This is a genomic window from Massilia sp. IC2-477, assembly GCF_020707265.1.
Taxonomy (GTDB): domain Bacteria; phylum Pseudomonadota; class Gammaproteobacteria; order Burkholderiales; family Burkholderiaceae_D; genus Telluria.
This window is the reverse complement of the sequence record NZ_JAJFEQ010000003.1, coordinates 469,067-493,195: the sequence shown is the minus strand read 5'-3', so window position 1 is coordinate 493,195 and position 24,129 is coordinate 469,067. Positions and strand designations below refer to the sequence as shown.

Sequence of the window (24,129 nt, the reverse complement as noted above, 5' to 3'; positions counted from 1 at the left end):
TCAAGCAGGGATCAGCGGCGTTCCGGCGTCAGCACGCTCGGCAGCGCCTTCGGCAGGGTGTCCGGGAAGTCCCGAGAATAATGCAGGCCGCGGCTTTCGTGGCGCGAGAGTGCGCTGTTGACGATCAAGGAGGCCACCTCGACCAGGTTGCGCAGTTCCAGCAAGTCGTGGGTGATGCGGAAGTTGCGGTAGTACTCGTCGATCTCTTCTTTCAGCAGCGCGATGCGGTGCTGCGCCCGCTCCAGGCGCTTGGTGGTGCGCACGATGCCGACGTAGTTCCACATGAAGCGGCGCAGCTCGTCCCAGTTGTGGGCGATGACGACTTCTTCGTCGGCATTCGTCACGCGCGACTCGTCCCAGGGCGGCAGCAGCGGATTGTCGATCTTCGGTGCGGCCGCGATCTGGTGCGCGCAGGCGCGTCCGATCACCACGCATTCCAGCAGCGAATTGCTGGCCAGACGGTTGGCGCCGTGCAGGCCGGTGCAGGCGGTCTCGCCCACGGCGTACAGGCCCGGGATGTCGGTGCGGCCGGCGAGATCCGTCACGATGCCGCCGCAGGTGAAGTGCACTGCCGGCACCACGGGGATCGGCTCCTGCGTGATGTCGATGCCCAGCTCCAGGCAGCGCGCATAAATGGTCGGGAAGTGCTCCTTGAGGAATTCCGGGCTCTGGTGGCTGATGTCCAGGTGGACGTAGTCCAGGCCGCGCTTTTTCATCTCGAAGTCGATCGCGCGCGCCACCACGTCACGCGGAGCCAGCTCGCCGCGCTCGTCGTGGGCCGGCATGAAGCGGGTGCCGGCTGCGGGACCGGCTTCCGGGGGGAGCTTCAACAGGCCGCCTTCGCCGCGGATCGCTTCCGTGATCAGGAAGGATTTCGCGTAGGGGTGGTACAGGCAGGTCGGGTGGAACTGAATAAACTCCATGTTCGACACCCGGCACCCTGCGCGCCAGGCCATCGCGATGCCGTCGCCAGTGGCGGTATCCGGGTTGGTGGTGTACAGGTAGACCTTGCCGGCGCCGCCGGTTGCCAGCACCGTGTGCTCGGCTTCGAAGGTCAGTACCTTGCCGCTCTCTTCGTCCTGCACGTACAGGCCGTAGCAGCGCGGCTGGCCCACCAGGTGCGGCGCGCCACCATGGACCCCTTTGCCGGTCAGCTTGTCGGAGGTGATGACGTCGATCGCGCAGTGGTGTTCGAACAGGGAGATGTTCGGGTGCGCGCGCACCTTCTGTTCCAGCGTCACCTGCACCGCGTGACCGGTGGCGTCGGCCGCGTGGATGATGCGGCGCTGGCTGTGGCCGCCCTCGCGGGTCAGGTGGAAGCCCAGTTCCGCCGAGGCGTCGCGGGTGAAGGGCACGCCCTGTTCGATCAGCCATTCGATCGCGGCTCGGCCATTCTCGACGATGTAGCGCGTGGCGGCTTCTTCGCACAGGCCGGCGCCGGCCACCAGGGTGTCGGCGATGTGCTGGTCGTGACTGTCGCTGGAATCGAGCACGGCGGCGATGCCGCCCTGGGCCCAGTTGCTGGCGCCGTCCAGCAGGGCGCGTTTGGAAATGATCGCAACCTTGCGCGTCTGCGCCAGGTGGAGGGCCACCGACAGGCCGGCCAGACCGCTGCCGACAATAGCGACGTCAAATTTCATGGCATGTTCAGTTTTGTACAGAGGCATCACTATAGACGATTTGGCCAGACCGCGTGAGGGCCGGGCGCGAGGACAAGGCCGGGTCAGTGTACGCAGGCGCACGGATGGGCGACAGCACGCGCGCTAGGATCGGCGTTCAATCAAACAGCGAGGAATGCCATGCCAGCTCATAACGCCCAGGCGCACGCGGCCGCCCTATCGGAGAAAATCGGTTCGATGCGCTTCGCCATGTTCACGACGCGCGACGCGAACGGCCACCTGATCAGCCAGCCGATGACCAAGCAGCAGGTCGATGCCGAAGGCGGCCTGTGGTTCTACACCCGCAGCACCACCGAACTGTGGGACAACATCGCCCACGAACCCGAAGTCAACGTCAGCTTCGCCGACAACGACAACAGCACCTATGTGTCGGTCAGCGGCACGGCTGAACGCGTGGTCGACCGCAACCAGATCCAGGCCCTGTGGAACCCGATGGTCCAGGCCTGGTTCCCGTCCGGCCCCGAGGACGAGCACGTGGTGCTGGTGCGGGTGATGCCGCATGCGGCCGAGTACTGGGATTCGAACGACAGCAAGATGGTGCGCATGTTCGCCATGGCCAAGGCGGCCGTCACCGGCTCCACGCCCGACGTCGACGCCGAGCACGGTACCATCCGGATGTAAGCAGAAGCTTGCCGGCGCGGTCCGGCTCGCTTAGAGTGCTGGCTTCTGCCCAGGGAAGCCAGCATGACCCCACTCGAGATCGCGGCCAACGCCTTTACCGCCGTGGCGATTTTCCTCGCCGGGCGCAACAGCGTCCACACCTGGTGGACCGGGGTCATCGGCTGCTCCCTGTTCGGCATCCTGTTCGCGCAGACCCGCCTGTATGCAGACGTGGTCCTGCAGGTCTTCTTCGTGGGCACCAGCCTGCTCGGCTGGTGGCGCTGGCTGCGCGGCAGGCAGGGCGCGCCGCTACCCGTGACCCATGCGGGCTGGCGTACGCTGGCCTGGATGGTGCCCGCAGGCGTCGCCGCCACCGCCGCCTATGGTGCGATCCTCCATTACTACACCAATGCCTATGCACCCTTCGTCGATTCGGCGGTGCTGGTGTTCAGCGTGATCGCCCAGCTCCTGATGATGGGGCGCCGGATCGAGAACTGGCCGGTCTGGCTGCTGGTGAACAGCATCGCCGTGCCGCTCTACGCCAGCTGCGGGCTATACCTGACGGCGGTGCTGTACGCGGCATTCTGGGTGAATGCGGTCGTGTCGTGGATCTGGTGGCGCAAGCTGGCCGCGCGCGAGTCGGGCGCAGCCCTGGCGCCAGTGGCGCACACGCTCTAGCGGCCTGGGGGCAGGTCGCTCTCGTCCTGGTTGCCGCCGGTCTCCGGTGTGCCCAGGCCTGTGCCAGTCGGGCTGGCCTGGTTGGGACGGGTGTCCTGCGGACCGCGCCCGACCTTCGTCATCGCGCTGCCTTCCGCCTCCACCTGACGGCCGCCGCCTTCTGTTCCTTCCGCGCCGCCCGGCGCATTGGCCGTTTCGCCGGACTGGTTGCGGGTGAGGCCATCGCCGCCGCTGCCACCGGTTTCCTGCTGCGTTTCGTGGGTGGGCGTCGCGCCCTGCTGGCCGCTGGTGGCGCCGCCGACGCCGAGCGTCGTCGAGGGATCGTTCTGTTGTCCTGGATTGTTCATGTCGGGCTCCATCGCTACGGAGAGCCCATTATGCCGACGATCCCCGTGGACGGGCGCGAGCTTACTGGTAGCGCTTGTAGACGCTGGTCTTGCCACCGTCCTTCACCAGCAGCACGTCGTACGCGTCCTTGCGCGGACCTTCCATGCCGGGAGACCCCATCGGCATGCCGGGCACAGCCAGCCCTCGCGCCTTCGGCTTTTCGCTCAGCAGGCGCTTGATCTCGCTGGCCGGGACGTGGCCCTCGAGCGCATAGCCGTTCACGCGGCCGGTGTGGCAGGAACCGTACTCGTTCGGGATGCCGAACTTTTCGCGGTAGTCGGACGTGTTCTCGACGTCCTGGGCCTTGACTTTGAAGCCGTTCGCTTCCAGGTGCTTGACCCACTCCTTGCAGCAGCCGCAGGTGGCGGTTTTATAGACCTCGATGACCGGTTGGGCGGCGCTGGCCGCGAGGGGCAGGGCGAGCAGGGCGGCGAACCCCGCCTGGGTGAGAAAACGCAGCAGCATGGGAGCTCCAAAGGCGACAGGAAAAATCGCATTATGCCGCAAGCACAGGCTTGGTGGCCCTTGTCCGAGCTGCTATACTGTATAAAAACACAGTATTAGAAAGCAACATGGTCACCTTCCTCCCGATCGACCTCGATCCGCTGCCTGAAGATTCACCCCAGCGTCTGGCCGCCAGCGCCCGCGGCGCCGTCTTTCGTGGCGTGGCGGACGAGCCGGTCACCGACGCCAGGAGCGACGCCGAGCTGGCGCGCGAGTATATCGGACAGGGAGAACTGAGCCCGAAATCGGTGGCCAACACCCAGAAGGAGCTGTACCGCTTCCTCACCTGGTGCCGGGAAGAGGCGCGCAAGACCTTCGGTCAGCTGACGGTGGCGGACCTGAACGCCTACAAGGAGTTCATCCGCAATCCGCCGCCCGAATGGATCTCCAGCACCAAGTGGCCGCGCAACGATCCGCGCTACCGGCCGTTTTCCGGCCCCTTGTCGGACGCCAGCCGGCGCCAGGCGATGATCGCGGTAAAGGGCCTGCTGGGCTACGCCGAACAGACCGGCTACCTGCGCCGCAACCCGGCGCGCCTGGTGCGCAACGTGCGCGCCGGCCAGGCCAGCCGCATCACGCGCTACCTGAGCCCGCAGGCCGTCGCGCATGCGATCGAGGCGGTGTCGAACCGCGTGGCCGACACCCCGGCGGCGCTGCGCCAGCGCGAACGCGACCGCTTTCTGCTGATCGCCTTTGCCCAGACCGGCGCGCGCCTGAACGAGATCGTCGGCGCCAGCATGGGCGCGATCTACAGCGAAGGGGACGGGCGCTGGTGGCTGGACGTGATGGGCAAGGGCGCCAAGCCGCGCCGCCTGCCGGTGCCGCCCGCGATGCTGGCGGCCTTGCGCGACTACCGCCAGGCCTTCGGGCTGCTGCCCCAGGCCAGCCGCGCCGACCGCACCCCGCTGGTGCTGTCCAGCCGCAGCAAGGAAGCCGTGTGCATCACGGACGAAGCGGCGTCCGAAGCCCTGAAGGCGGTCTTTGTGGCAGCAAGCGAGCGCGCCGAGGCGCTGGGCGACGGCGACAGCGCGGCCGCGCTGCGCCAGGCCTCGACGCACTGGCTGCGCCACAGCATGCTGACCAAGCACGCCAATAGCGGCGTGCAGCTCAAGACGCTGCAGGACACCGCCGGCCACGCCAACATCGCCACGACCGCGGCCTACCTGCACAAGCAGGACCACGAACGCCACGATGAAATCCTGGGTTCGGGCCCCGGCCTGGTGCCGGACCAGCCGGAGTAGCGCTGCGGGCGTTCAGATCGGCAGTTCGGAGGTGCCGCCGGTCGAGCTGCCGAAGTTCTGGAGTTCGTCGATCGACAGGCGCCGTTCGTTGAGGGCGGTGACGATCGCCTCGAGCTGGTCCGGGTCCGGGTGCAGGTAGACGATGCGCTGCTCGAGTTCGTTGTCCCAGTACTTCGTGTACGGCACGTCGGTTTCCGCCATCACCTTGGCGTCGAAGCTCCCGTCCATCATTTCGCCCACCAGGACGACCCTGGCCGTGTCCGGCGTCGTGTTCTTCACAGTGATGCCCATGCTCTTCCTTTCGAGTGATCAGTTCGCATAGTGCATTTTTACCTCCCTAAGCCCAGGGACGCAAACGGCTGGACGTCAGTCGTGCGCGCCTTGCGTGCACAGCGGCGGGCCGTCGACGTAGGTCCAGGTGCCGGCACCGGTCGCGACCCGGCCACGGACGCCGCACAGCTCCGTCTGTGCTGCTTCACTGCCCGCGTTGAACAGGATCTTTACCGGCGCCTGCCGCGATGGATAGGCCGCCACCACGTCCGCGTGCACGGCGCCATCGCGGTGCAGGCTGCGTTCGATGAAGATTTCCGGCTCCGGCGCGTAGAGGGCGGGGAAGCGCGCGAGCATGAAGCGCGCGGCCGGGCTGAACTCGAGGTAGTCGTAGCTGCGCGCGAACTTCATGGCGCCGGCTTGCGCCAGCAGGATCGCAGCGACCAGGGCAAGCGGCCAGCGCTGCAGGCGCTGCAGGTAAACCATGGCGAGGTAGAGCAGCGGCATGCCACCCCACATGGCGTAGCGCATCATGCCGTCCGCGCCCGAGTTCCAGTTGACGGTCGACAGCGAGGGAAGCGCCATCATGACGCTGAACAGGAGCGCAGCCGCCAGGTGCGGCAGCCAGCGCAGGCGCTCCCTGGCGGCGAGCTGTGCCAGCACCAGCAGCATCGCCACCGGCAGGCCGACGATCGTGCCCTGGTTCAGGTCGAAGAAGAAGGACAGCAGGCGTCCCGGCGTGACAAGGGTGGAGTCGGTCGACAGCACCGCGATGATGCTCGGGACGCCGAATTTCGCGAGACTGAACAGCACCGGAAGGCAGGCCAGCGCCGCCTGCAGCATCGACGCCAGCACGGTGTGGCGTGTGACGACCCTGCGCCATGCGGCGCCGAAGACCAGGCCTTCGTGTGCATGCACGTAGGCGATCCGGATCAGGGGCGCGAACACCGAGAACAGGATCAGCGGCGGATTCTGCATCGCCGCGACGCCCGCCAGCAAGGCGGCGGCGTAGGGGCGCCCGAGCAGGACCAGCAACAGCGCGGACAGCAGGGCGCAGGCACTGAAGAATTCGGGGCTGCACCAGTTGGCGTACAGCGCGCCGCCCGACAGCAGGAACAGCACCGTGCCGAAGACCGCGCGCCGCGGCGAGCCCGTGAAGCGATACAGGGCGATCGTCAGCACCGCGAGCGCCGCCAGGTTCACCAGTTGGAAAGCCTTGAACGGTTTGCCGCCCATGGCGTCGATCAGTTTGAAGGGGATCGCCGCCAGCGCCGGATAGGCGAAGAAGTGGATGGCATGGTAGCCGTCGTCCTTGCCGCGCACGAAGCCGGGGAAGGGATCGGAGGCGCCGGCCTGCATGCCGGCGCGCAGTCGATCGTGGATCGTGGCGAAGCCCGGTTCGGGCGAGAGGCGGGCGGCGGTGTCGATGTCGGACAGGCGGATGTCGGGCGTACCGTGGCTGGCAAGGGCGATTGTCATCAGGGCGTATTCCTGGAAGTCGCCGTTCTTCGAAGGGCGGCTCAGGAGCAGGGTCGCCAGAGACAGCAGGGCGATGAACAGGGCAATGCGGGCCGCGGGCCGGGCAGGGAGAAAGCGCTGCATGGTAAATGAGGCCGCATCCGCAGCGGACGACCGGCCTCGCATCCTTCGACTGTATGGGAACGGGCGTGATTCTAGCTTGCTATTCCTGCAATAGGAATGCTTGGGTCAGCTTTATCCGACTTGGATGGGATGCGGGCAGCTGCTGATGTCATCCGGAACCCGTAGCACATTCATTCCACCTGTCGTCGCAGGAAGGAAAATACTGCCTAAATGTCACTCGACATTAGCATATATAATGTCGAGTTCAATTTGAACTGGCGGCTTGGCCGGGACTTCGGCCGTTTCGGGGTAAGTGGTCGCGACAATATCGTTTGGAAGAATGCCAATGCAGACACAGCTGGTTTCATCGGGCGCCACGGCGCAGCACAACGAAGACTGGGCCGGATCGTTCCCGCGGCACGACGGCGCCGAACTGGTGATGATCGACGGCGGCACCTCCATGGCCGAACGCGATTACGTCGATCCGGTCAACGGCGACGTGGTCTGGTTCGTGAACCGCTTTGCCACGGCACTCAAGGCGCGCATCGAAGCGGACCTGGACCAGCAAACGGCAGTGCACGCTGCGATCGACGCCGTGTTCGACGAATTCCGCGCGCGCAGCGCCGGCCAGGACGTACCCGTATATGCCTGGCCGATCGCGGCCTTGACCTGGGTGCGGGCGCGCCAAGTGGCTAATGGCTTCCGGCTCGAACTGTACTGCCTGGGAGACTGCAAGGCCCTGATGCGCACGCCCGACGGCGTGGTTCACGACCTGGATCCTTTTGTGAATCCCCAGGAAGCGATCCTGCGCGCCGAGATCGCGAAACTGCAGGCCGAAGGCCTCAGCGACCCTGCAGCGCGCCAGGCGCGGCTCCTGCCGATGCTACGCGCGCGGCGCGAATTCCAGAACACGGTTGCCGGCACCAATTCGCTTTGCCTGCGTCCGAACGGCCCCCTGGGCGCGCGCACGTACGCCGTCGACGCGCCGCCAGGTTCCTGCGTGCTCGCCATGACGGACGGCTTCTACCGGCTGGTGGACACCTACGGGCTGCAGACGCCGGAGAGCCTGTTCACGCTGTGCCGGGAAGCCGGCGTGCAGGCGGCACTGGAGCAACTGCGCCAGTTCGAAGCGGTGCAGGCCGCTTCGGCGCAAACCCTGAAACGGGCGGACGACGCGTCGGCGATCCTGTGGTGCGCCGACGGCGTGCAGGATTAGGCCGGGCGGGGCGTGCCGGAAAATCCGTCCGCCCGTGCGCCTGGTCTGGCGAATCGATTGAAGTCTGCTGAGCTGCCTGCCTGGACGGGAGAGTGGACCAACTTGGTGTAACCCCGCTGCGGCCCATCACGGCTCAACAGCGGATTTAACATAATATAGATTATGCGCAGATTAGCATCGGCTCAGTGTTGCAGGCCGCGCGGCAATTGGTACACCGGACAATACCGATAATCCACGCTGCGCCCCCTGATCGTCTGCGTGAAGCTGAGCGCATCGCGCACCACGATCTGCTGGCGCACCGTATGTCGGGCGGCAGTTCCGCCGCGCGCATCGATGCACGATTGGTCGACCGTATACCGGCTTCCCTTGCGCGCGAAGACACGCGTCCGGCACCCGCGGTCGCGCAAGGAGCTGATGTTTCGTCCGTCATATTCCCGGATGTCCGGATTGGCCGGGGCTTCGCAGCGCACGCTTTCCGCAACGAATACACCGGGCTTGAGCTTGTAGATGCCACCCGGCTTCGGCGACGTATCGACGCTGGCCGCAGCGTCCCTGTCGCACACGAATGCGGCAAGGCTCAGCACGAGGTATAAAGGCCATCGCATGGTCATGATTGTCTTCTTCCTTCATTTGCAGTTGATCGTGGCCGCCATCATAGTCGGTGATGCATGGAACCTATTTCCCGTTACATAAGTAGGACAAATTGCGGTACATGTGAAGGCGCAACCCCGCGCAGGCCGCCGAGGGACGACTGATGGGTAGCGCACGGAGCGGCCGCCGGCGCGAGCGCTTGCCACAAGATCCAAGCGCGGGATCCTGGCCGTTTTCTGCACGCCGATGGGAAGCCGCATTCCTGAATTCTTCTGTTCCGGGACAACTCAACGGCGCGGGATGTTACTAGCCAAGCTGTCGTCGAGCTTCCGTCGGTCAACCGGCATCTGCCTCAGCTATGGGAGTGTGTGATCGCGCTTGCCGACATGGGCAAGCGTGAGATCGGTCCGACGCTTCTCCGTCATGACACATCTCTCGGCGATTTCGATCTTCCGGCAAGTGTACAAACAAGTCGAACGGCGGCAAGCGGGGACTGGAGGTCCTCAGAAATTGGCTCATCGGAGTCATCGGTGCCCAGGCGAACGATCGGCATTGCCCTACCCTGCCTTCACAGCCGCCGCGCCGCCTGCGCGCCCGTTGCCGATCATTGTTTTGTCGGCCGCAGTGGGCCGGTGCAGGTCGTCCCGGCCCCGGTCCTTGGTGGCCGGGGTTTTTGGGGTTCCGTCGAATCTCGTGGGTTAGTTACATTTTTTGGTGATATAGTAGCGCATCCCATACCGATATTTCCGCCATGGCCAAGCGATCATCCTGGGACAAGAATCCCACCAAGGCATTCGACGCCTTTATCGTCAGCCTCGATTTCGCCGAAACGGCCAAGCGCCTGCCCGCCGACGGCCAGTTCAAGACCATCTCGAAACAGTCCGTCGAGATTTATACCTATATGTTCCGGAACTTCTGCAACTGGCTGGCAGAACAAGGCAAGGCGTTTTCCGAGGTCGACCGGGCCGATCTCAAGCGCTTTATCGACCGCGCCGACGAGCATGGGCGCGTCATCAACAGCAAGATCGCTTACCGTTACCTGCGCCTGCTCGATCGCTGCTACCAGCATCTGGAGCTCGATCCGAACCCGGCGCGCGAGGCCATCCTGGCCACCGGCCAGGCCGAGTTCCTGCGCGATGATCCGACCCGGGCCTTGTCGGAGGACCAACTGCGCCGCTTCTTCGACGCCCTTCCCTCGGCGCCGGCACGCGTGCGCCAGCTGACGCCCTTCGACGGCTGGAAGCGCCGGCGCGACCGGGCCATGCAGGTGGTGATTGCACTGGCCGGGCTGCGAGTGGCCGAGGCGATCGGCCTGCTGCTCGCAGAGGTTGGGCAGCAGACCGATATCGAGGGCGGCATCGACATCACCATCACGCCAAGCGAGAAGCACCAGACGAGTCACGAACACGTCACGACGCTGCCCCGCGAAGGCGCCGTCGAGCTGCAGGCCTGGCTGCGGGAGCGCGCGGCGATGGGTATTCCGGGCGACTTCGTCTTCCCCGCCAATACCGAGGGTCGCAAGATGATCAAGAAGACCGTGTACATGCAGGTCCGGGCCACCTTCGAGCGCGCCGGCATCGACCTGTCGCGGGCAGGCGGGCGCACCTTGCGCAACACCTTCGCCCAGCGCAAGCTCGCCGAGGGCGCGACGCCGGACCAGCTCAAGGACACGCTCGGCCTGGCGCTCGAGCGCTCCGCCGCCGACTACCAGTTCGCGCGCGTCAAACCGGATCCCGATGAATGAAGCCAGGTACGGAGCCGGCCTGGCGCGCTACTTCGCGCGCCGCTTCACCGCATAGCCATACTGCACCGGCCAGCTTGGTTCTTCTTCGAACGCATGCTGCGCCTTCAGCGCCCAGTAGGGCTCGCGCAGGAGTTCGCGTCCGAGCAGCACGAGGTCGGCGTCGCCGCCGGTGACGATTTCGTCGGCCTCCTTCGGGTCGGTGATCAGGCCGACCGCACCGGTCAGGATCCCGGCGTCGTCGCGGATGCGGCGGCTGCACGGCACCTGGTAGCGCTTGGCCACCGGAATGCGCGCGGTCGGCAGGTTGCCGCCGGTGGACACGTCGATGAGATCGACGCCCAGCTCCTTGAGGCGCCGCGACAGTTCGACCGACTGCTCGATGTCCCAGCCGCCGGCGGCCCAGTCGGTAGCGGATATGCGCACGAAAAGCGGCAGCTCGGCGGGGACGACGGCGCGCAGGCGTTCGGTCACGCGCAACACCAGGCGCATCCGGTTTTCCAGGCTGCCGCCGTATCCGTCATTGCGCTGGTTGCTGTGCGGCGACAGGAACTGGTGCAGCAGGTAGCCGTGCGCGGCATGGATTTCCAGCACCTGGAATCCGGCCGTGAGGGCGCGCCTGGCGCCGGCCTCGAAGGCGTCAATAACGGCGTCGATGCCCGTTTCATCGAGCGCGGTCGGGATCGGGTCGCCGGGGTTGAAGGGAATCGGACTCGGCGCCACCACCGGCCACCCACCCTCGCCCGCCGTCTCGAGCGTGGCGCCGCCGGTCCAGGGCGCGGCCGTGCTGGCCTTGCGTCCCGCGTGTGCCAGCTGGATGCCGGCGATCGCGCCCTGGCTGCGCACGAAGCGGGCGATGCGCGCCAGGGGTTCGATGTGCTCGTCGCTCCAGATACCCAGGTCGCCCGGGGTAATGCGGCCGTCCCAGGTAACGCTGGTGGCCTCGACGATCACCAGTCCGGCGCCGCCCACCGCACGGCTGCCCAGGTGCACCAGATGCCAGTCGTTGGCCATGCCTTCCTCGGCCGAATACTGGCACATCGGCGCCATGGCGATGCGGTTGCGCAAAGTGAGACTGCGCAGGGCGAGCGGACTGAGAAGATCGACTTCCGGCACTTCCTGGTCATGGGCGGCGCCGGCCATCGCGCCGTGTGTGGCTTGGATACTATCCGGGCTCATTGCTTACCTCCGGGTGCAAGACAAACGTGAATGTGGATCGCAAGCGCGTGCGCCGGCACCCGTAGGTGCCGTCCACGACGCCCCGGCGCCCGGATGAGCCCGGGCCCTGGGGGATCAGTAAGGCCTGCGGCGCCTGCGCAAGGCCATGAGTCCGCCCACCACCACGGTGGCGATGAGCGCCTTGCGCACTAGGCCGGCCGGGTTATGGCGCAGCTCGGAGCGGATGCCCATCTCCCCGAGCACATTCGGCACATGGCCATGCGCCAGGTCTTCGACGATGCCCTCGACCATGTTGACGCGGTCGGCGGCGATCAGCATCAGCCAGTGGCGCAGGTCGTTCTCCGGCAGCTTGTAGGCGAGGCGCCGGATCGCACCGGAGAGCCACTTGGGCGGTTCCGCCGTGCCGAAGATCGGCGTGATGCCGGGACGCTCCGGCGAGCAGAACACTTCGACGGTCTGCGCCTGCTGGACCGGCTGCCCCTGCGGCACGTGGATGAAGCGTGGCGGTGTGCGTTCCATCGGCACGGCCGGCCGGTTCTTCTTGTCGAGATCCGAACCCCAGCCGGGGATGCGCTGCAACTGCTCGACCGGCGGGCTATGCCGGTTCAGGTCGTAGTCCATCTGGCGCTCGTAGCCGACGTGGCCGTGGTGATGTGGGTCGCGCCGTTGCTCGGCAAGATCGCGCTTGGCGATTTCGGTGTCCATGGCCTCTCCTTCAATGGATGACGCTGCGCGCCGTCGTGCGCGCCGAGCCTGCGCGCGGTGGAATCAGCACGGTTTTGATGCAGTTGTCGTACTTGCTGGAGAAGATGTGGTAGGCATCCGAAACCTCCTCCAGCGGCACCCGGTGGGTGATGATTTCCTTCGGGTTCAGGTGCCCCTGGCGGATGTGCTCGATCAGGTGCGGGACGTGGCGCTTGACGGCGGCCTGGTTCATGCGCAAGGTGAGACCCTTGTTCAGCGCGTTGCCGATCGGGACCGCGTTGAAGGTCGGTCCGTACACGCCGACGATCGACACGTTGCCGCCCTTGCGCACCGAATTGATGGCCCAGAACAGCGCGGTGGCCGCCCCCGCCTGCAGCATGGTCCAGCGCCCGGTCAGGGTCTGGGTCAGGCTGCCCGAGGCTTCGCAGCCGACGGCATCGATGCACACGTCCGCACCCAGCCAGTCCGTCATCTTCTTGATGTGCAGGGCGACGTCGCTCACTTCGCGGAAGTTGATGATCTCGCAGGGCGCGTAGCGCCGCACGAAGTCGAGCCGGTAGTCGACATGGTCGACCACGATGACACGGCCGGCCCCGAACAGCCAGGCGGACCTGGCGGCGAAAATGCCGACCGGCCCGGCACCGAACACGACCACGGTGTCGCCTTGCTGGATGTCGCCCATCTCGGCGGCCTGGTAGCCGGTCGGCAGCGCGTCCGTCAGCAGCACCGCGTCGTCATCCACAATGTCTTCGGGGATCTTGTACGGTCCCACGTCGGCCATCGGTACGCGGACGTACTCGGCCTGGCCGCCGTCGTAGCCACCGGTGGTGTGCGAGTAACCGTAGATGCCGCCCACCGCGGTCGCTTCGGGATTCGTGTTGTGGCAGTTGCTGTACAACTCCTTCTGACAGAAGAAGCAGCTGCCGCAGAACAGGTTGAACGGCACCAGCACGCGGTCGCCCGGCTTGAGCGTCTCGACCGCCGAGCCGACTTCCTCGACGATGCCGACGAACTCATGGCCGAAGGTGTGCCCGATGCGGGTATCGGGCACCAGGCCGTGGTACAGGTGCAGGTCCGAGCCGCAGATGCAGGCGCGTGTCACCCGGACGATGGCGTCGCCAGGGTGCTCGATCACGGGATCCGGCTTTTGCGAAGCCCGAATCCGGTATGGTCCACGATAGTTAGTTGCAAGCATAAAAAACCTCCCGTCAAGATTGTCGTCGTGCTCCCGCAGCCGCCGCCATCGGGCGGGAAAGTTGGACACCGTCGATGGCGTCACGTTCATCATTCATGCGCGGGCGTTTCTCGCAAACGAGCGCCATGCCGCCTAGGATCCCGGGTGCAGGACCACCTTCGTCCAGCCATGGTCGCGCGCGTCGAAGTGCTGGTAGGCGTCCGGCGCCTGGTCCAGTTTCAGCTCATGGGAAACGATGAACGAGGGCTTGGCGCGGCCCGCGTGGATCAGGTCGCGCAGTTGCCGGTTGTAGGCCTTGACGGGGCACTGGCCGGTGGCGACGCGCTGCCCCTTGAACCAGAGCATGCCCCAATCGAAAGCGATCTTGCCCTCTTTCGCGAGCTGGTCCGGGCTGCCCGGGTCCTGCGGAACGAACACGCCGACCACCCCGATGCCGCCGGTGAACTTGACGGAATTGACCAGGTTGTTCATCGTGAGGTTCGGACGCTCCTGCCGGTGGTGATGATGGTCGTGGCACTGGTAGCCGACGCATTCGCACCCGACATCGGCACCCAGCCCGTGGGTCAGGTCCATGACGCGCTGCACCGGGTCTTCCCTGGAATAATCGATCGGGATCGCGCCGATCGACTCGGCCAGCTTGAGGCGGTCGGCATGGCAGTCGACCACCATCACGCTGCAGGCGCCCTTGATCATCGCCGAGTGCGCGGCCATCAGGCCGACCGGACCGGCGCCGTAAATGACCACCGCGTCGCCGGGCTTCATGCCGGCCAGTTCGGTCGCATGCCAGCCGGTCGGGAAGATGTCGGCGCACATTACGTAGTCGGTCTGTTTCTGCTCCGCGTCCGGCGGCAGCTTCAGGCACATGAAGTCGGCCCAGGGCACCCTCAGGAATTCGGCCTGGCCGCCCTGCCATGGCCCCATGTCGGCAAAGCCGAAGGCGGCGCCGGCCACGCCCGGCTCGTTCGCCTTCAGGCAGTAGTTGGTCAGGCCGCGTTCGCAGTTCTTGCAGTGGCCGCAGCTGATATTGAAGGGCAGGCACACCCAGTCTCCAGGCTTGAGCCGCTCGACCGCCGGACCGACTTCCATGACCACGCCGAGGTTCTCGTGGCCGAAGGTGCGGCCCTGCTCGAAATCGGTCCGGCCCTCGTACATGTGGAGGTCGGAGCCGCAGATGTTGGTGCTGGTAATCTTGACGATGGCATCAGTCGGACGTTCGATCTTGGGATCGGGCACGTTCTCGACGGCGACCTGGTTGGGACCGCGATAGACGACAGCTTTCATGATCTGCTCCTTGTATCCACCAGGATGGAGCCGGGCCTGCATCACAAGACACGGCACAGCGTGGCAGTTGTTGATGAAGCCGCGGGAAGGCCCCGCGGGCGGGTCCGCCACCGCACGGGCATCGACCCGCCACGGGAGCATCCATTTCACAGTGACCGCAAGGCGTCCGATCACAAGGCCGGCATTCAATTTTTTTTCCTTATCGGCCTGCGCATCCGCATAGGGTGTGGGGTATCGCTCAGCGCACATTCTCATAGCGGCGGCGCGGTACCAGGCGACGGCGAGCAGCCAACACGATCGGGATGTGCGCCTACACATACATCGAATCAAGCGTGCCAGAATGGTCTTTCACGCAGTGGATTGCTGCCGTTTTTGAAAAGGAAGAGCCATGCGAATCACACCCATGTTTCTCGCACTCGTCTTTGCAGGAGCCAGCTTGTCCTCGGGATCGGCGCCGGCGCAAACGCCGGCGCTGCAGGCCCAGCCTGTGGCGCAGGCGGACCATCGCCGGGGCGAGGCCGTGTTGCAGCAGGCAGCCCAGTTCGAACACCAGGTCACCGGCGTGACCGTCAGCGAACGGGGCCGTATCTTCGTCAACTTTCCGCGCTGGACGGAAGACTCGCCCGTCTCGGTCGCCGAACTCATGAAGGATGGAAGCCTGCGTCCTTATCCCAACGAGCAGTGGAATGCATGGCGCAACGTACGGCGCGACGAGCTCGATCCAGCGGACCACTGGGTCTGCGTGCAGAGCGTGGTGGCAGACGGACGCGGCAGCGTCTGGGTCGTCGATCCCGCCGCTCCCGCCGTCGATGGCATCGTTCCGGGCGGACCGAAACTGGTGCGCATCGATTTGGCGAGCGACCGGGTGGCCCAGGTGATCCGCTTCGGCCAGGATATCGCCATCCCCGGCTCCTACCTGAACGACGTCCGCTTCTCGACGGACGGCAGGCATGCATTCCTGACCGACGCGGGACAACGCGGCGCGCTGGTCGTGGTGGAGCTTTCCTCCGGCCGCGCGCGCCGGGTGCTGGACGGCCAGCCATCGACCCAGCCCGAAAAAGGCGTGGTCGTGCGCACCGACGGCAGGCCGCTGCGCTATCCGGACGGACGTCCGGTGCTGTTCGCCGCCGACAGCATCGCCCTCTCGACCGACGGCGCCTGGCTGTACTGGAAGCCACTCACGGGCACGACCCTGTATCGCATCCAGACCGCGGCGCTCACCGGACGGGGCCTGGCCGGCGCGGACGTCTCCGGCCAGGTCCAGCCCTACGGCAGGGTCGGGCCCACCGACGGCCTCTGGATCGCCCGCCGCACGGACAGAGACAGCGAGATCCTGTTCCTCAGCTCCATCGAGGACAACGCGATCAAGGCGCGCAACCTGGCCCAGGGTCCGGGAGGCAGCCTGCGCACCGTGGTGCAGGACCCGCGCCTGCGCTGGCCCGACACCTTCAGCCAGGGACCGGACGGCAGCCTGTATGTGACCACGTCGCGTATCCAGGACTCGGCCTTCTTCAACCGGGACGCGCCACTGGCCCTGCCGACCCAGCTATGGCGCCTGCCGCGGCCACGCGACTGACATCCTTGTCCCGCGCGCTCACGCTGACTCTCGCGCAAAAAACGGCTTGATCCCGCTTGGCAGGCGTCTACACTGAGACGATCGCGCTGCCGCCCGGTACCGATACGGCTCACACCGACCAGGAAGGTTTGATCATGGCAAATGGCATCGATCCTGCGCAACAGGACACATCAAGGCCGCAGGGCCGCCCTTCGCCTGGCGCCGAGACAGGTGGCCAGATGCAAAACCTGGGCTGGATTCCCGTCGCACTCGGCGCCGCTGCCATCGTGGCAGGTCTCGGAGGGCGGAAGAAAGGCGCCGCGGCGCTCGCGCTCACTGCCTTCGCTGGCGCAGGCGCGTTGGGCAGCATGCGCAGCGCGCAGGCCGAACGCGCAAAAGGGAGCGGCAAGCCCGAGGCGGAGCGCTCGATCACGATCGGCAAGAGTGCCGATGAGCTTCGCCAGTACTGGCTCGACCCGAAGACGCTGCCGCAAGTCATGGCAGGCTTTGCCACCGTCACTGCTGCCGGCGAAGGCCGCATGCACTGGAAGCTGGAGGGCCCGTTCGGCCGTACCTGGGAATGGGATACCGAGACGGTAGACCGGCCCGGCGAGGGCATCGGCTGGCGCTCGATGTCCGAGCGCGGCACCAAGAACGAGGGATGGCTCCGCTTCGACGCGGCCCCTGCCGGTCGCGGCACCGTGCTGACGCTGCACTTGCGTTTCGACCCGCCCGCCGGCGGGCTCGGCGGCGAAGCACTCGAACTCCTGGGAAGCACACCCCTGAAGCTCGCCGCAGAAGCGGTGCTGCGGCGCTTCAAGAACCTGGTCGAAACCGGTGAAATCCCGACCACCATGCGCCAGCCCGCCGCCCGCGCCGATACCCAATGAGGAGCGGGACATGCGAGCACTTTACTGGAACGGCGTGAACGACCTGCGTGTCGGTAGCGTCAAAGACCCCGAAATCGTGAACCCCCACGACGCCATCCTGCGCGTCGGCCTGTCGACCACCTGCGGCTCGGACCTGCACTTCATCGACGGCTACATCCCGACCATGAAGGCCGGCGACGTGATCGGCCACGAGTTCATGGGCGTGATCGAGGAAGTCGGACCGGCGGTTAAGCGCGTCGCGAAGGGCGACCGCGTCGTCGTGCCTTCGTTCATCGTATGCGGCCAATGCTGGTATTGCCAGCATTCGCTGTACTCCCTGTGCGACAACACGCATCCCAAGCCCGAGCTGCAGGAGCCGCTGCTCGGCGGCTATTCCACGGCCGGCATCTACGGCTACACCCACGCCTTCGGCGGCTACGCTGGCGCACATGCGCAGTACGTGCGGGTGCCGTTTGCCGACAACGACTGCTTCAAGGTCCCCGACGGGGTAGCGGACGAAACCGCCCTGTTCCTGTCCGATGCCGCGCCGACCGGCTATATGGGCGCCGATTTCTGCAACATCCAGCCTGGCGACACGGTCGCTGTCTGGGGCTGCGGCGGCGTGGGCCTGATGGCGCAGCAGAGCGCCCGGCTGATGGGCGCCGAGCGGGTGATCGGGATCGACCGTTTTCCCGAGCGCCTGCAGATGGCGCGCGAACACGCCGGCTCGGAAACCATCGACTACACACAGGTCGACAGCGTGCTGGATGTGCTCAAGGAGATGACCGGCGGACGTGGACCCGACGCCTGCATCGACGCGGTCGGCATGGAGGCGCACGGCACCGGGCCGCAATATGCCTATGACCTCGTGAAGCAGGCCCTGCGCCTGGAAACGGACCGCGGCCAGGCCTTGCGCGAAGCGATCATGGCCTGCCGCAAGGGCGGCACCCTGTCGGTGCTCGGTGTCTACGGCCTGATCGACAAGTTTCCCATGGGCGTCATCATGAACAAGGGCATGACAGTGCGCAGCGCCCAGCAGCACGGGCAAGCCTACATGGAGCGGCTGCTTGGACACGCACAGAAAGGCGAGCTGAACCCGGCCTACCTCGCCACCCACCGCTTCTCGCTCGAGGAAGGGCCGCGCGGCTACGACATGTTCAAGCACAAGAAGGACGGCTGCGTACGCGCGGTGTTCGCGCCTTAGACCTTCAAGCGCCTCGTGCAATCCTTCTACGTGGCGGCCGTACCTGTGCGGACGAGTAAGGAGCAAAGTGATGTCTACGACAAAACTTGACAGAGCGGCATGGCAGAAAACCTTCGACCAGTTGTCGAAATCACAGCTGTCGGCAAGGAAGTGGAGATCGAGGCGACAGGGCTGAGTATCGGCGATCAGGTCGAGCAGGAATGGATCCAACTGCTGGGCATCAGCTACGACCCCAACAACGATCTCATCGAAATCCTGGTCGAGGGCCTCGATCACTTGATTCCGAAACCACGCGAAGTCTGGATCGATCACGGCCCTGGCGGACTCGCCAGCATGCAAGTCGTCGGCGCCGACGATGTGCGCCAGATCGTCCGGCTGCGCGAACCGCTGATGCTGCCCTACTCCGGCCCGGCATGAGCGCGCAAGGCTGCTGATCGCTCAGAACTGCTCCGCCGCCACCGGCCGCCCGAACAGGTAGCCCTGGAAGGCGCGGCATCCATGCATGGCGAGAAAGTTGCGCTGGTCCGCCGTTTCGACCCCTTCCGCAATCACATCCAGGCCCAGGCTCTGGCCCAGCCCAAGGATCGTGCGCGCGATCGCGGCGTCGTTCGGGTCGGTAAGCACGTCGCGCACGAAGGACTGGTCGATCTTGAGCTGGTCAAGCGGCAGCCGCTTCAGGTAGGCAAGCGACGAGTAGCCCGTGCCGAAGTCGTCGAGCGCGAAGCCGATCCCGTTTTCCTTGAGCGCGTGCATGGTGTCGATCGTGTTCTCGATATTCGCCAGCAGCAGGCTCTCGGTCAGCTCGAGCTTGATCAAGCGTGGGTCGGCGCCGGTGCGCGCGATGACCTGCAGCACCTGGTCCACGAAGCCGGGCTGGCGGAACTGGCGGGCGCTCACATTCACCGCCATCGTCAGGTGTGCGGTTTCCGGCTGCCTACCCCAGCGCACGAGCTGGCGGCATGCGGCTTCCAGCACCCACTCGCCCAGCGGCAGGATCAGCCCGGTCTCCTCGGCGAGTGGAATGAACACCGACGGCGACACCTGCTGGCTGCCCTGGCGCTGCCAGCGCAGCAGCGCCTCGGCGCCCACGGGCGCGCCCTTGCTGTCGGTCTGGCGCTGGTAAGCCAGGGTAAATCCGTGGCTTTGCAGGGTACGGCGCAGGTCGGCCTCCAGCTCGACGCGTGCATTGATGACTGTCTGCATGCGCAGGTCGAAGAAGCGGATCGTGTTGCGGCCCGCCGCCTTGGCCTGGTACATCGCCAGGTCGGCGCGCTTGAGCAGCTCGTCGATGTCCTTCATGTCCTTGTCGAACAGCGCCACACCGACACTCGGGCTCGCATGGTGCTGGTGTCCATCGAGCTGGAAGGGCTCGATGAATGCCCCGAGCAGCTTCTCTGCCACCAGCTCGGCCTGGGCTGCCGCATCTTCCGAGTCCGCGCTCAGGTACTCCAGCACGATGACGAATTCATCGCCGCCGTGGCGCGCCACCGTGTCGCTGCCGCGCGGCATCCGCGCCTCCAGGCGGCGCGCGACCTGCTGCAACAGCTGGTCGCCCTTGTCGTGTCCGAGCGTATCGTTGAGGGTCTTGAAGTTGTCCAGGTCGATGAAGAGCACGGCCCCGCCATGGCCGTCGCGCTTGGTCGCCGCCACCGCGTGTCGCAGGCGGTCCAGCAGCATGCGCCGGTTAGGCAGGCGGGTCAGCGGATCGAAGAAGGCCAGGTCCAGGATCGCCTGCTCGTCGTGCTTGCGCTGGGTGATGTCGGTGTCGATCGCCAGCACCGATTGCGGCTGTCCATCCTCGCCGCGCACCAGGGTCAGGTGCGATTCGACCGGGACCATGCGACCGTCCTTGCGGCGCTTGATGATTTCGCCGCGCCACTCGCCTTTGCTCAAGACCTCGTGAAAGGCCCCCTCCAGGTCTTTCTTGTCGTGGGTCAGGAGCTGGTCCTTGGTCTTGCCGACCGCCTCGGCGGCGGTCCAACCGAACAGGCGTTCGGAGCCCTGGTTCCAGTAGGTGATCCGCAAGTCGACATCGGACGCCGAGATCGCATCGTGGGCCTTGTCCAGGAGCGACGCCAGCAGCCGGTGGTGTGCTTCGGCCGCGCGGCGCTCGGCTTCGGCCTGCCTGTCTGCGGTGATGTCGAGCATCGAGCCGATCACGTTGAGCGTTGTTCCATCGGCGCCGCGCCTGAACACGCCCTGGTCGCGTACGGTGGCGTAGGAGCCGTCATGGCGCAGGAAGCGGTATTCGGCACCCCAGGTCGCCTTCCCAGCGTGCATCGCCGCATACAATCCGCCGACGACGCGCTCGCGGTCCTCGGGTGCGATCCGGGTGGTCCAGTCGTTGATGCCGTCATTGAAGGCGTCCGCGCCGTAGCCGAATACGGTATGCACGCCCTCGCTCCACCACAGGCGATCGCGGGGGACATCCCAGTCCCAGACGATGTCGCTGGTTACCCTGGCCACCATCCTGAAGCGCTCGGCGGTCTCGCGCTCCAGCTCTTCCAGGCGCTTGCGCTCTGTGATCTCGGTGGTGAAGGTTGCCAGGCCTTCCTCGGTGGGAAAAATGCGCACGTCCTTCCATGCCTGCAGCGGTGCGTAGTATTCCTCGAATTCGACCGGCTGCCGGTGCGCCATCGCGAATTCGTAGCGGGCCCCGAATTCCGTCCCGACCAGGTCCGGGTAAGCGTCCCACAGCACCTTGCCGATTAAGTCATGGCGCGAGCGGCGCAGCAGGCGCTCGGTTGCTTCGTTCAGGTAGGTAAAGCGCCACTGCCTGTCCAGGATGTAGAACGCATCGGCCATGGCTTCCAGCGTTCCCAGGAGCTTGCGCGACATCGCCTGCAAGGCCGCAGTCGATTGCCGCAGCTCGGTGATGTCGTGCACGGTGCCCGCCAACATCAGCTTGCCGGACTCTTCCAGGTAAGGCAGGCCGTGGACGCGCACATAGCGTGCCGTACCGTCTGGCCGGACGATACGGTGCTCGAGCTCGATCGGCCTTGGATGCTCCCGGTTCTCCCGGATGGCGGCCGCCACCACGACGCGGTCGTCCGGATGAACCAGGGACAGGAAGGTTTCGATCCTGCCGTCAAAGCCGCTTCTACCGACCCCCATGATGCGGCAGGTTTCATCGGACCAGACAAGCTTTTCGGAAGGCGGATGGAATTCCCAGGTACCGACGTGACCAATAGCCTGGACCTCGGCCAGCTGCCATGCGACCAACTGTTGGCGGTTCAAGGCGCCCGGCTGTCCGCCGCTTGCCGATCTCGTCTCCGTCGTCATGCTGTCGTTCCGCGATGTGCGGCGGCCGGGCCGCTCGTATTGCCGCCTGCAATTGCTTGCAGGCGGTATCAGGCATAGCGTTAGTGCAGCAATGGATAAGACGGGATGTGCAGAGCGAAGTTCCTCGATGCGGCGCGTGTCTCAGCGTGCGGCTTTGGCGCGCGCCGCGTGCAGTTTGCGGTAGCTGTCGAGCAAACGCGCGTGGCGCTCGAGGCCTTCGAGCTTCATGCTGGTTGGCGTCAGGCCGTAGAAGCGCACGCTGCCGTCCACAGAGCCGACCACCGCATCCATGCGCTCGTCGCCGAACATGCGGCGGAAATTGACGATGTAGTCGTCCAGTTCCATTTCGTCGTCCAGCTCCACTTCCAGCACCGCGCTCACGGCCTGGTAGAACAAGCCGCGCTCGACCGTATTGTCGTTGTACTGCAGGAAGGCGCCCACCAGTTCCTGCGCGTCCTCGAGGTCGCCCAGGGCCAGGCGGATCAAGAGCTTCAGTTCCAGGACCGTCAATTGCCCCCAGACCGTGTTCTCGTCGAATTCGATGCCGATCAGGGTGGCGACGTCGCCGTATTCGTCGAGCTCGTTGTTCTCCAGGCGTTCCAGCAGGGCCTCCAGCCGCTCTTCATCCAGGCCATGAATGTTGAGGATATCGCTGCGGAACAGCAGCGCCTTGTTGGTGTTGTCCCAGATGAGGTCCTCGACCGGGTAGATTTCGGAATAGCCCGGCACCAGGATCCGGCATGCGGTGGCCCCCAGATCCTCGTACACCGCCATGTAGGCCTCCTTGCCCATCTCTTCCAGGATGCCGAACAGGGCGGCCGCTTCCTGGGCGTTCGAATTTTCGCCTTGGCCCGAGAAATCCCACTCCACGAACTCGTACTCGGATCTGGCGCTGAAGAAGCGCCAGGACACGATGCCGCTGGAATCGATGAAGTGCTCGACGAAGTTATACGGCTCGGTCACGGCTTCGCTGGCGAAGGTCGGGCGCGGCAGATCGTTCAGGCCTTCGAAACTGCGGCCCTGCAGCAGTTCGGTCAGGCTGCGCTCGAGTGCGACCTGGAAGCTCGGGTGCGCACCAAAGGAAGCAAACACGCCGCCCGTGCGCGGGTTCATCAGGGTCACGCACATCACCGGATAGCTGCCGCCCAGCGAGGCATCCTTGACCAGTACCGGGAAACCCTGCTCTTCCAGGCCCTTGATGGCCGCGACGATGCCAGGATATTTGTCCAGCACTTCCTGCGGCACGTCAGGCAAGGCGATCTCGCCTTCGAGGATTTCGCGCTTGACCGCGCGCTCGAAAATCTCCGACAGGCACTGCACCTGCGCTTCGGCCAGGGTGTTCCCGGCACTCATGCCGTTGCTGACAAACAGGTTCTCGACCAGGTTGACCGGGAAGTACACGGTTTCGCCGTCGGACTGGCGCACGAAGGGCAGCGAACAGATGCCACGCTCGCTGTTGCCGGAATTGGTGTCGACCAGGTGCGAAGCGCGCAGTTCGCGCTCCGGATCGTAGATCTCGCGGGTGTAAGCGTCGAGGATGTCGCCCGGCAGCGCATCCTTTTTGCCCGGCTTGAACCAGCGCTCGTTCGGATAATGGACAAAGGGCGCCCCGGCAAATTCCTCGCCCCAGAATGCGCCGGCGTAGAAGTGATTGCAGTTGATGCGCTCGATGTATTCGCCCAGGGCGGAGGCCAGCGCGCTTTCCTTGGTCGATCCTTTGCCGTTGGTGAAGCACATCGGCGAATGGGCGTCGCGGATATGCAGCGACCACACGTTCGGCACGATGTTGCGCCAGGAGGCGATCTCGATCTTGATGCCCAGGTCGGCCAGCACCTTCGACATATTGGCGATGGTCTGCTCGAGCGGCAGGTCCTTGCCCGGGATATAAGTACTGTGCGAGGCATCCGGGCTGGCCAGCAGCAGGCCCTGGGCGTCGGCATCGATGTTCTCGACTTCCTCGATCACGAATTCGGGGCCGGTCTGCACGACCTTCTTGACGGTGCAACGGTCGATCGAACGCAGGATGCCCTGGCGGTCTTTTTCCGAAATATCGGCCGGCAGCTCGACCTGGATCTTGAAGATCTGCTTGTAGCGATTTTCGGGATCGACAATATTATTCTGCGACAGGCGGATATTTTCGGTCGGAATATCCCTGGTCGAACAGTACAGCTTTACAAAATAGGCGGCGCACAAGGCGGACGAGGCCAGGAAATAGTCAAAGGGGCCCGGGGCCGAACCGTCGCCCTTGTAGCGGATCGGCTGGTCCGCGATGACCGTGAAGTCGTCGAATTTGGCTTCCAGGCGAAGCTTGTCGAGAAAATTGACCTTGATTTCCATGGGGGTTCCAACCAGTGCTCTGTGAATGACCCGC

General features: G+C 65.4%; 21 protein-coding genes. 9 read left to right on the top strand and 12 right to left on the bottom strand.

All coding sequences use genetic code 11. The annotated features are described in order from the left end of the window. Nucleotides 1-11: 11 nt before the first annotated feature. Complete coding sequence (nadB, locus tag LK542_RS08365; RefSeq protein WP_227811540.1) at nt 12-1,640, bottom strand: L-aspartate oxidase; 1,629 nt, start codon at nt 1,638-1,640, stop codon at nt 12-14. A 159-nt stretch (nt 1,641-1,799) separates the two neighbouring features. Between nadB and LK542_RS08360 the strand changes: the two genes are divergently transcribed. Then, a complete protein-coding gene (locus tag LK542_RS08360; protein ID WP_227811539.1) occupies nt 1,800-2,300 on the top strand; it encodes a pyridoxamine 5'-phosphate oxidase family protein in 501 nt (166 codons plus the stop codon). A gap of 63 nt (nt 2,301-2,363) precedes the next feature. Beyond that, a complete protein-coding gene (gene pnuC, locus LK542_RS08355) occupies nt 2,364-2,957 on the top strand; it encodes a nicotinamide riboside transporter PnuC (protein ID WP_227811538.1) in 594 nt (197 codons plus the stop codon). On the opposite strand, the gene LK542_RS08350 is transcribed toward pnuC, so the two are convergent. After that, nucleotides 2,954-3,304: a hypothetical protein gene (locus LK542_RS08350; protein ID WP_227811537.1), complete on the bottom strand. Its 351-nt coding sequence runs from the start codon at nt 3,302-3,304 to the stop codon at nt 2,954-2,956. The two genes, pnuC and LK542_RS08350, sit on opposite strands and share 4 nt — an antisense overlap. Before the next feature lie 61 nt (nt 3,305-3,365). Continuing rightward, nucleotides 3,366-3,809, bottom strand: coding sequence for a DUF411 domain-containing protein (locus LK542_RS08345; protein WP_227811536.1), 444 nt, complete (start codon nt 3,807-3,809; stop codon nt 3,366-3,368). Between the two features lie 107 nt (nt 3,810-3,916). Between LK542_RS08345 and LK542_RS08340 the strand changes: the two genes are divergently transcribed. Beyond that, a complete protein-coding gene (locus LK542_RS08340; protein ID WP_227811535.1) occupies nt 3,917-5,089 on the top strand; it encodes a tyrosine-type recombinase/integrase in 1,173 nt (390 codons plus the stop codon). 12 nt (nt 5,090-5,101) lie between these two features. Here LK542_RS08340 and LK542_RS08335 read toward each other — a convergent pair whose 3' ends face one another. Continuing rightward, nucleotides 5,102-5,380 (bottom strand): hypothetical protein, encoded by a 279-nt coding sequence (locus LK542_RS08335; RefSeq protein ID WP_227811534.1) that lies wholly within the window; start codon nt 5,378-5,380, stop codon nt 5,102-5,104. A gap of 75 nt (nt 5,381-5,455) precedes the next feature. Continuing rightward, entirely contained in the window at nt 5,456-6,961 is a 1,506-nt protein-coding gene (locus LK542_RS08330) for a hypothetical protein (protein ID WP_227811533.1), read from the bottom strand. A 325-nt stretch (nt 6,962-7,286) separates the two neighbouring features. Between LK542_RS08330 and LK542_RS08325 the strand changes: the two genes are divergently transcribed. Further along, on the top strand, nt 7,287-8,156 hold the full coding sequence (locus LK542_RS08325; RefSeq protein WP_227811532.1) for a protein phosphatase 2C domain-containing protein: 870 nt from the start codon (nt 7,287-7,289) through the stop codon (nt 8,154-8,156). Between the two features lie 182 nt (nt 8,157-8,338). Here the strand turns inward: LK542_RS08325 and LK542_RS08320 are convergent, their stop codons facing one another. After that, nucleotides 8,339-8,767: a hypothetical protein gene (locus LK542_RS08320; protein ID WP_227802978.1), complete on the bottom strand. Its 429-nt coding sequence runs from the start codon at nt 8,765-8,767 to the stop codon at nt 8,339-8,341. Nucleotides 8,768-9,498: 731 nt separating this feature from the next. On the opposite strand from LK542_RS08320, the gene LK542_RS08315 reads away from it, so the two are divergent. Further along, entirely contained in the window at nt 9,499-10,491 is a 993-nt protein-coding gene (locus LK542_RS08315; RefSeq protein WP_227811531.1) for a site-specific integrase, read from the top strand. Nucleotides 10,492-10,518: 27 nt separating this feature from the next. Here the strand turns inward: LK542_RS08315 and LK542_RS08310 are convergent, their stop codons facing one another. From LK542_RS08310 to LK542_RS08295, 4 genes are all read right to left on the bottom strand, one after another. After that, a complete protein-coding gene (locus LK542_RS08310; RefSeq protein ID WP_227811530.1) occupies nt 10,519-11,667 on the bottom strand; it encodes an NADH:flavin oxidoreductase/NADH oxidase in 1,149 nt (382 codons plus the stop codon). 114 nt (nt 11,668-11,781) lie between these two features. Continuing rightward, entirely contained in the window at nt 11,782-12,372 is a 591-nt protein-coding gene (locus LK542_RS08305; RefSeq protein WP_227811529.1) for a hypothetical protein, read from the bottom strand. 10 nt (nt 12,373-12,382) lie between these two features. Then, entirely contained in the window at nt 12,383-13,567 is a 1,185-nt protein-coding gene (locus tag LK542_RS08300) for a zinc-dependent alcohol dehydrogenase (protein ID WP_227811528.1), read from the bottom strand. A 132-nt stretch (nt 13,568-13,699) separates the two neighbouring features. After that, nucleotides 13,700-14,848 (bottom strand): glutathione-independent formaldehyde dehydrogenase, encoded by a 1,149-nt coding sequence (locus tag LK542_RS08295; RefSeq protein WP_227811527.1) that lies wholly within the window; start codon nt 14,846-14,848, stop codon nt 13,700-13,702. A 436-nt stretch (nt 14,849-15,284) separates the two neighbouring features. On the opposite strand from LK542_RS08295, the gene LK542_RS08290 reads away from it, so the two are divergent. The 4 genes from LK542_RS08290 to LK542_RS08275 all read left to right on the top strand — a co-directional run bounded on the left by LK542_RS08290 (nt 15,285) and on the right by LK542_RS08275 (nt 18,893). After that, nucleotides 15,285-16,424, top strand: coding sequence for a major royal jelly family protein (locus tag LK542_RS08290; RefSeq protein ID WP_227811526.1), 1,140 nt, complete (start codon nt 15,285-15,287; stop codon nt 16,422-16,424). A 56-nt stretch (nt 16,425-16,480) separates the two neighbouring features. After that, nucleotides 16,481-17,293, top strand: coding sequence for an SRPBCC family protein (locus tag LK542_RS08285; protein WP_227811525.1), 813 nt, complete (start codon nt 16,481-16,483; stop codon nt 17,291-17,293). Nucleotides 17,294-17,303: 10 nt separating this feature from the next. Beyond that, nucleotides 17,304-18,476, top strand: coding sequence for a zinc-dependent alcohol dehydrogenase (locus tag LK542_RS08280; RefSeq protein ID WP_227811524.1), 1,173 nt, complete (start codon nt 17,304-17,306; stop codon nt 18,474-18,476). A 99-nt stretch (nt 18,477-18,575) separates the two neighbouring features. Further along, entirely contained in the window at nt 18,576-18,893 is a 318-nt protein-coding gene (locus LK542_RS08275; protein ID WP_227811523.1) for a DUF5335 family protein, read from the top strand. 21 nt (nt 18,894-18,914) lie between these two features. Here LK542_RS08275 and LK542_RS08270 read toward each other — a convergent pair whose 3' ends face one another. Together LK542_RS08270 and LK542_RS08265 are read right to left on the bottom strand one after the other, a co-directional pair. Then, nucleotides 18,915-21,758: an EAL domain-containing protein gene (locus tag LK542_RS08270; RefSeq protein ID WP_227811522.1), complete on the bottom strand. Its 2,844-nt coding sequence runs from the start codon at nt 21,756-21,758 to the stop codon at nt 18,915-18,917. A 141-nt stretch (nt 21,759-21,899) separates the two neighbouring features. Further along, nucleotides 21,900-24,095: an OsmC domain/YcaO domain-containing protein gene (locus tag LK542_RS08265; protein WP_227811521.1), complete on the bottom strand. Its 2,196-nt coding sequence runs from the start codon at nt 24,093-24,095 to the stop codon at nt 21,900-21,902. Nucleotides 24,096-24,129 lie beyond the last annotated feature (34 nt).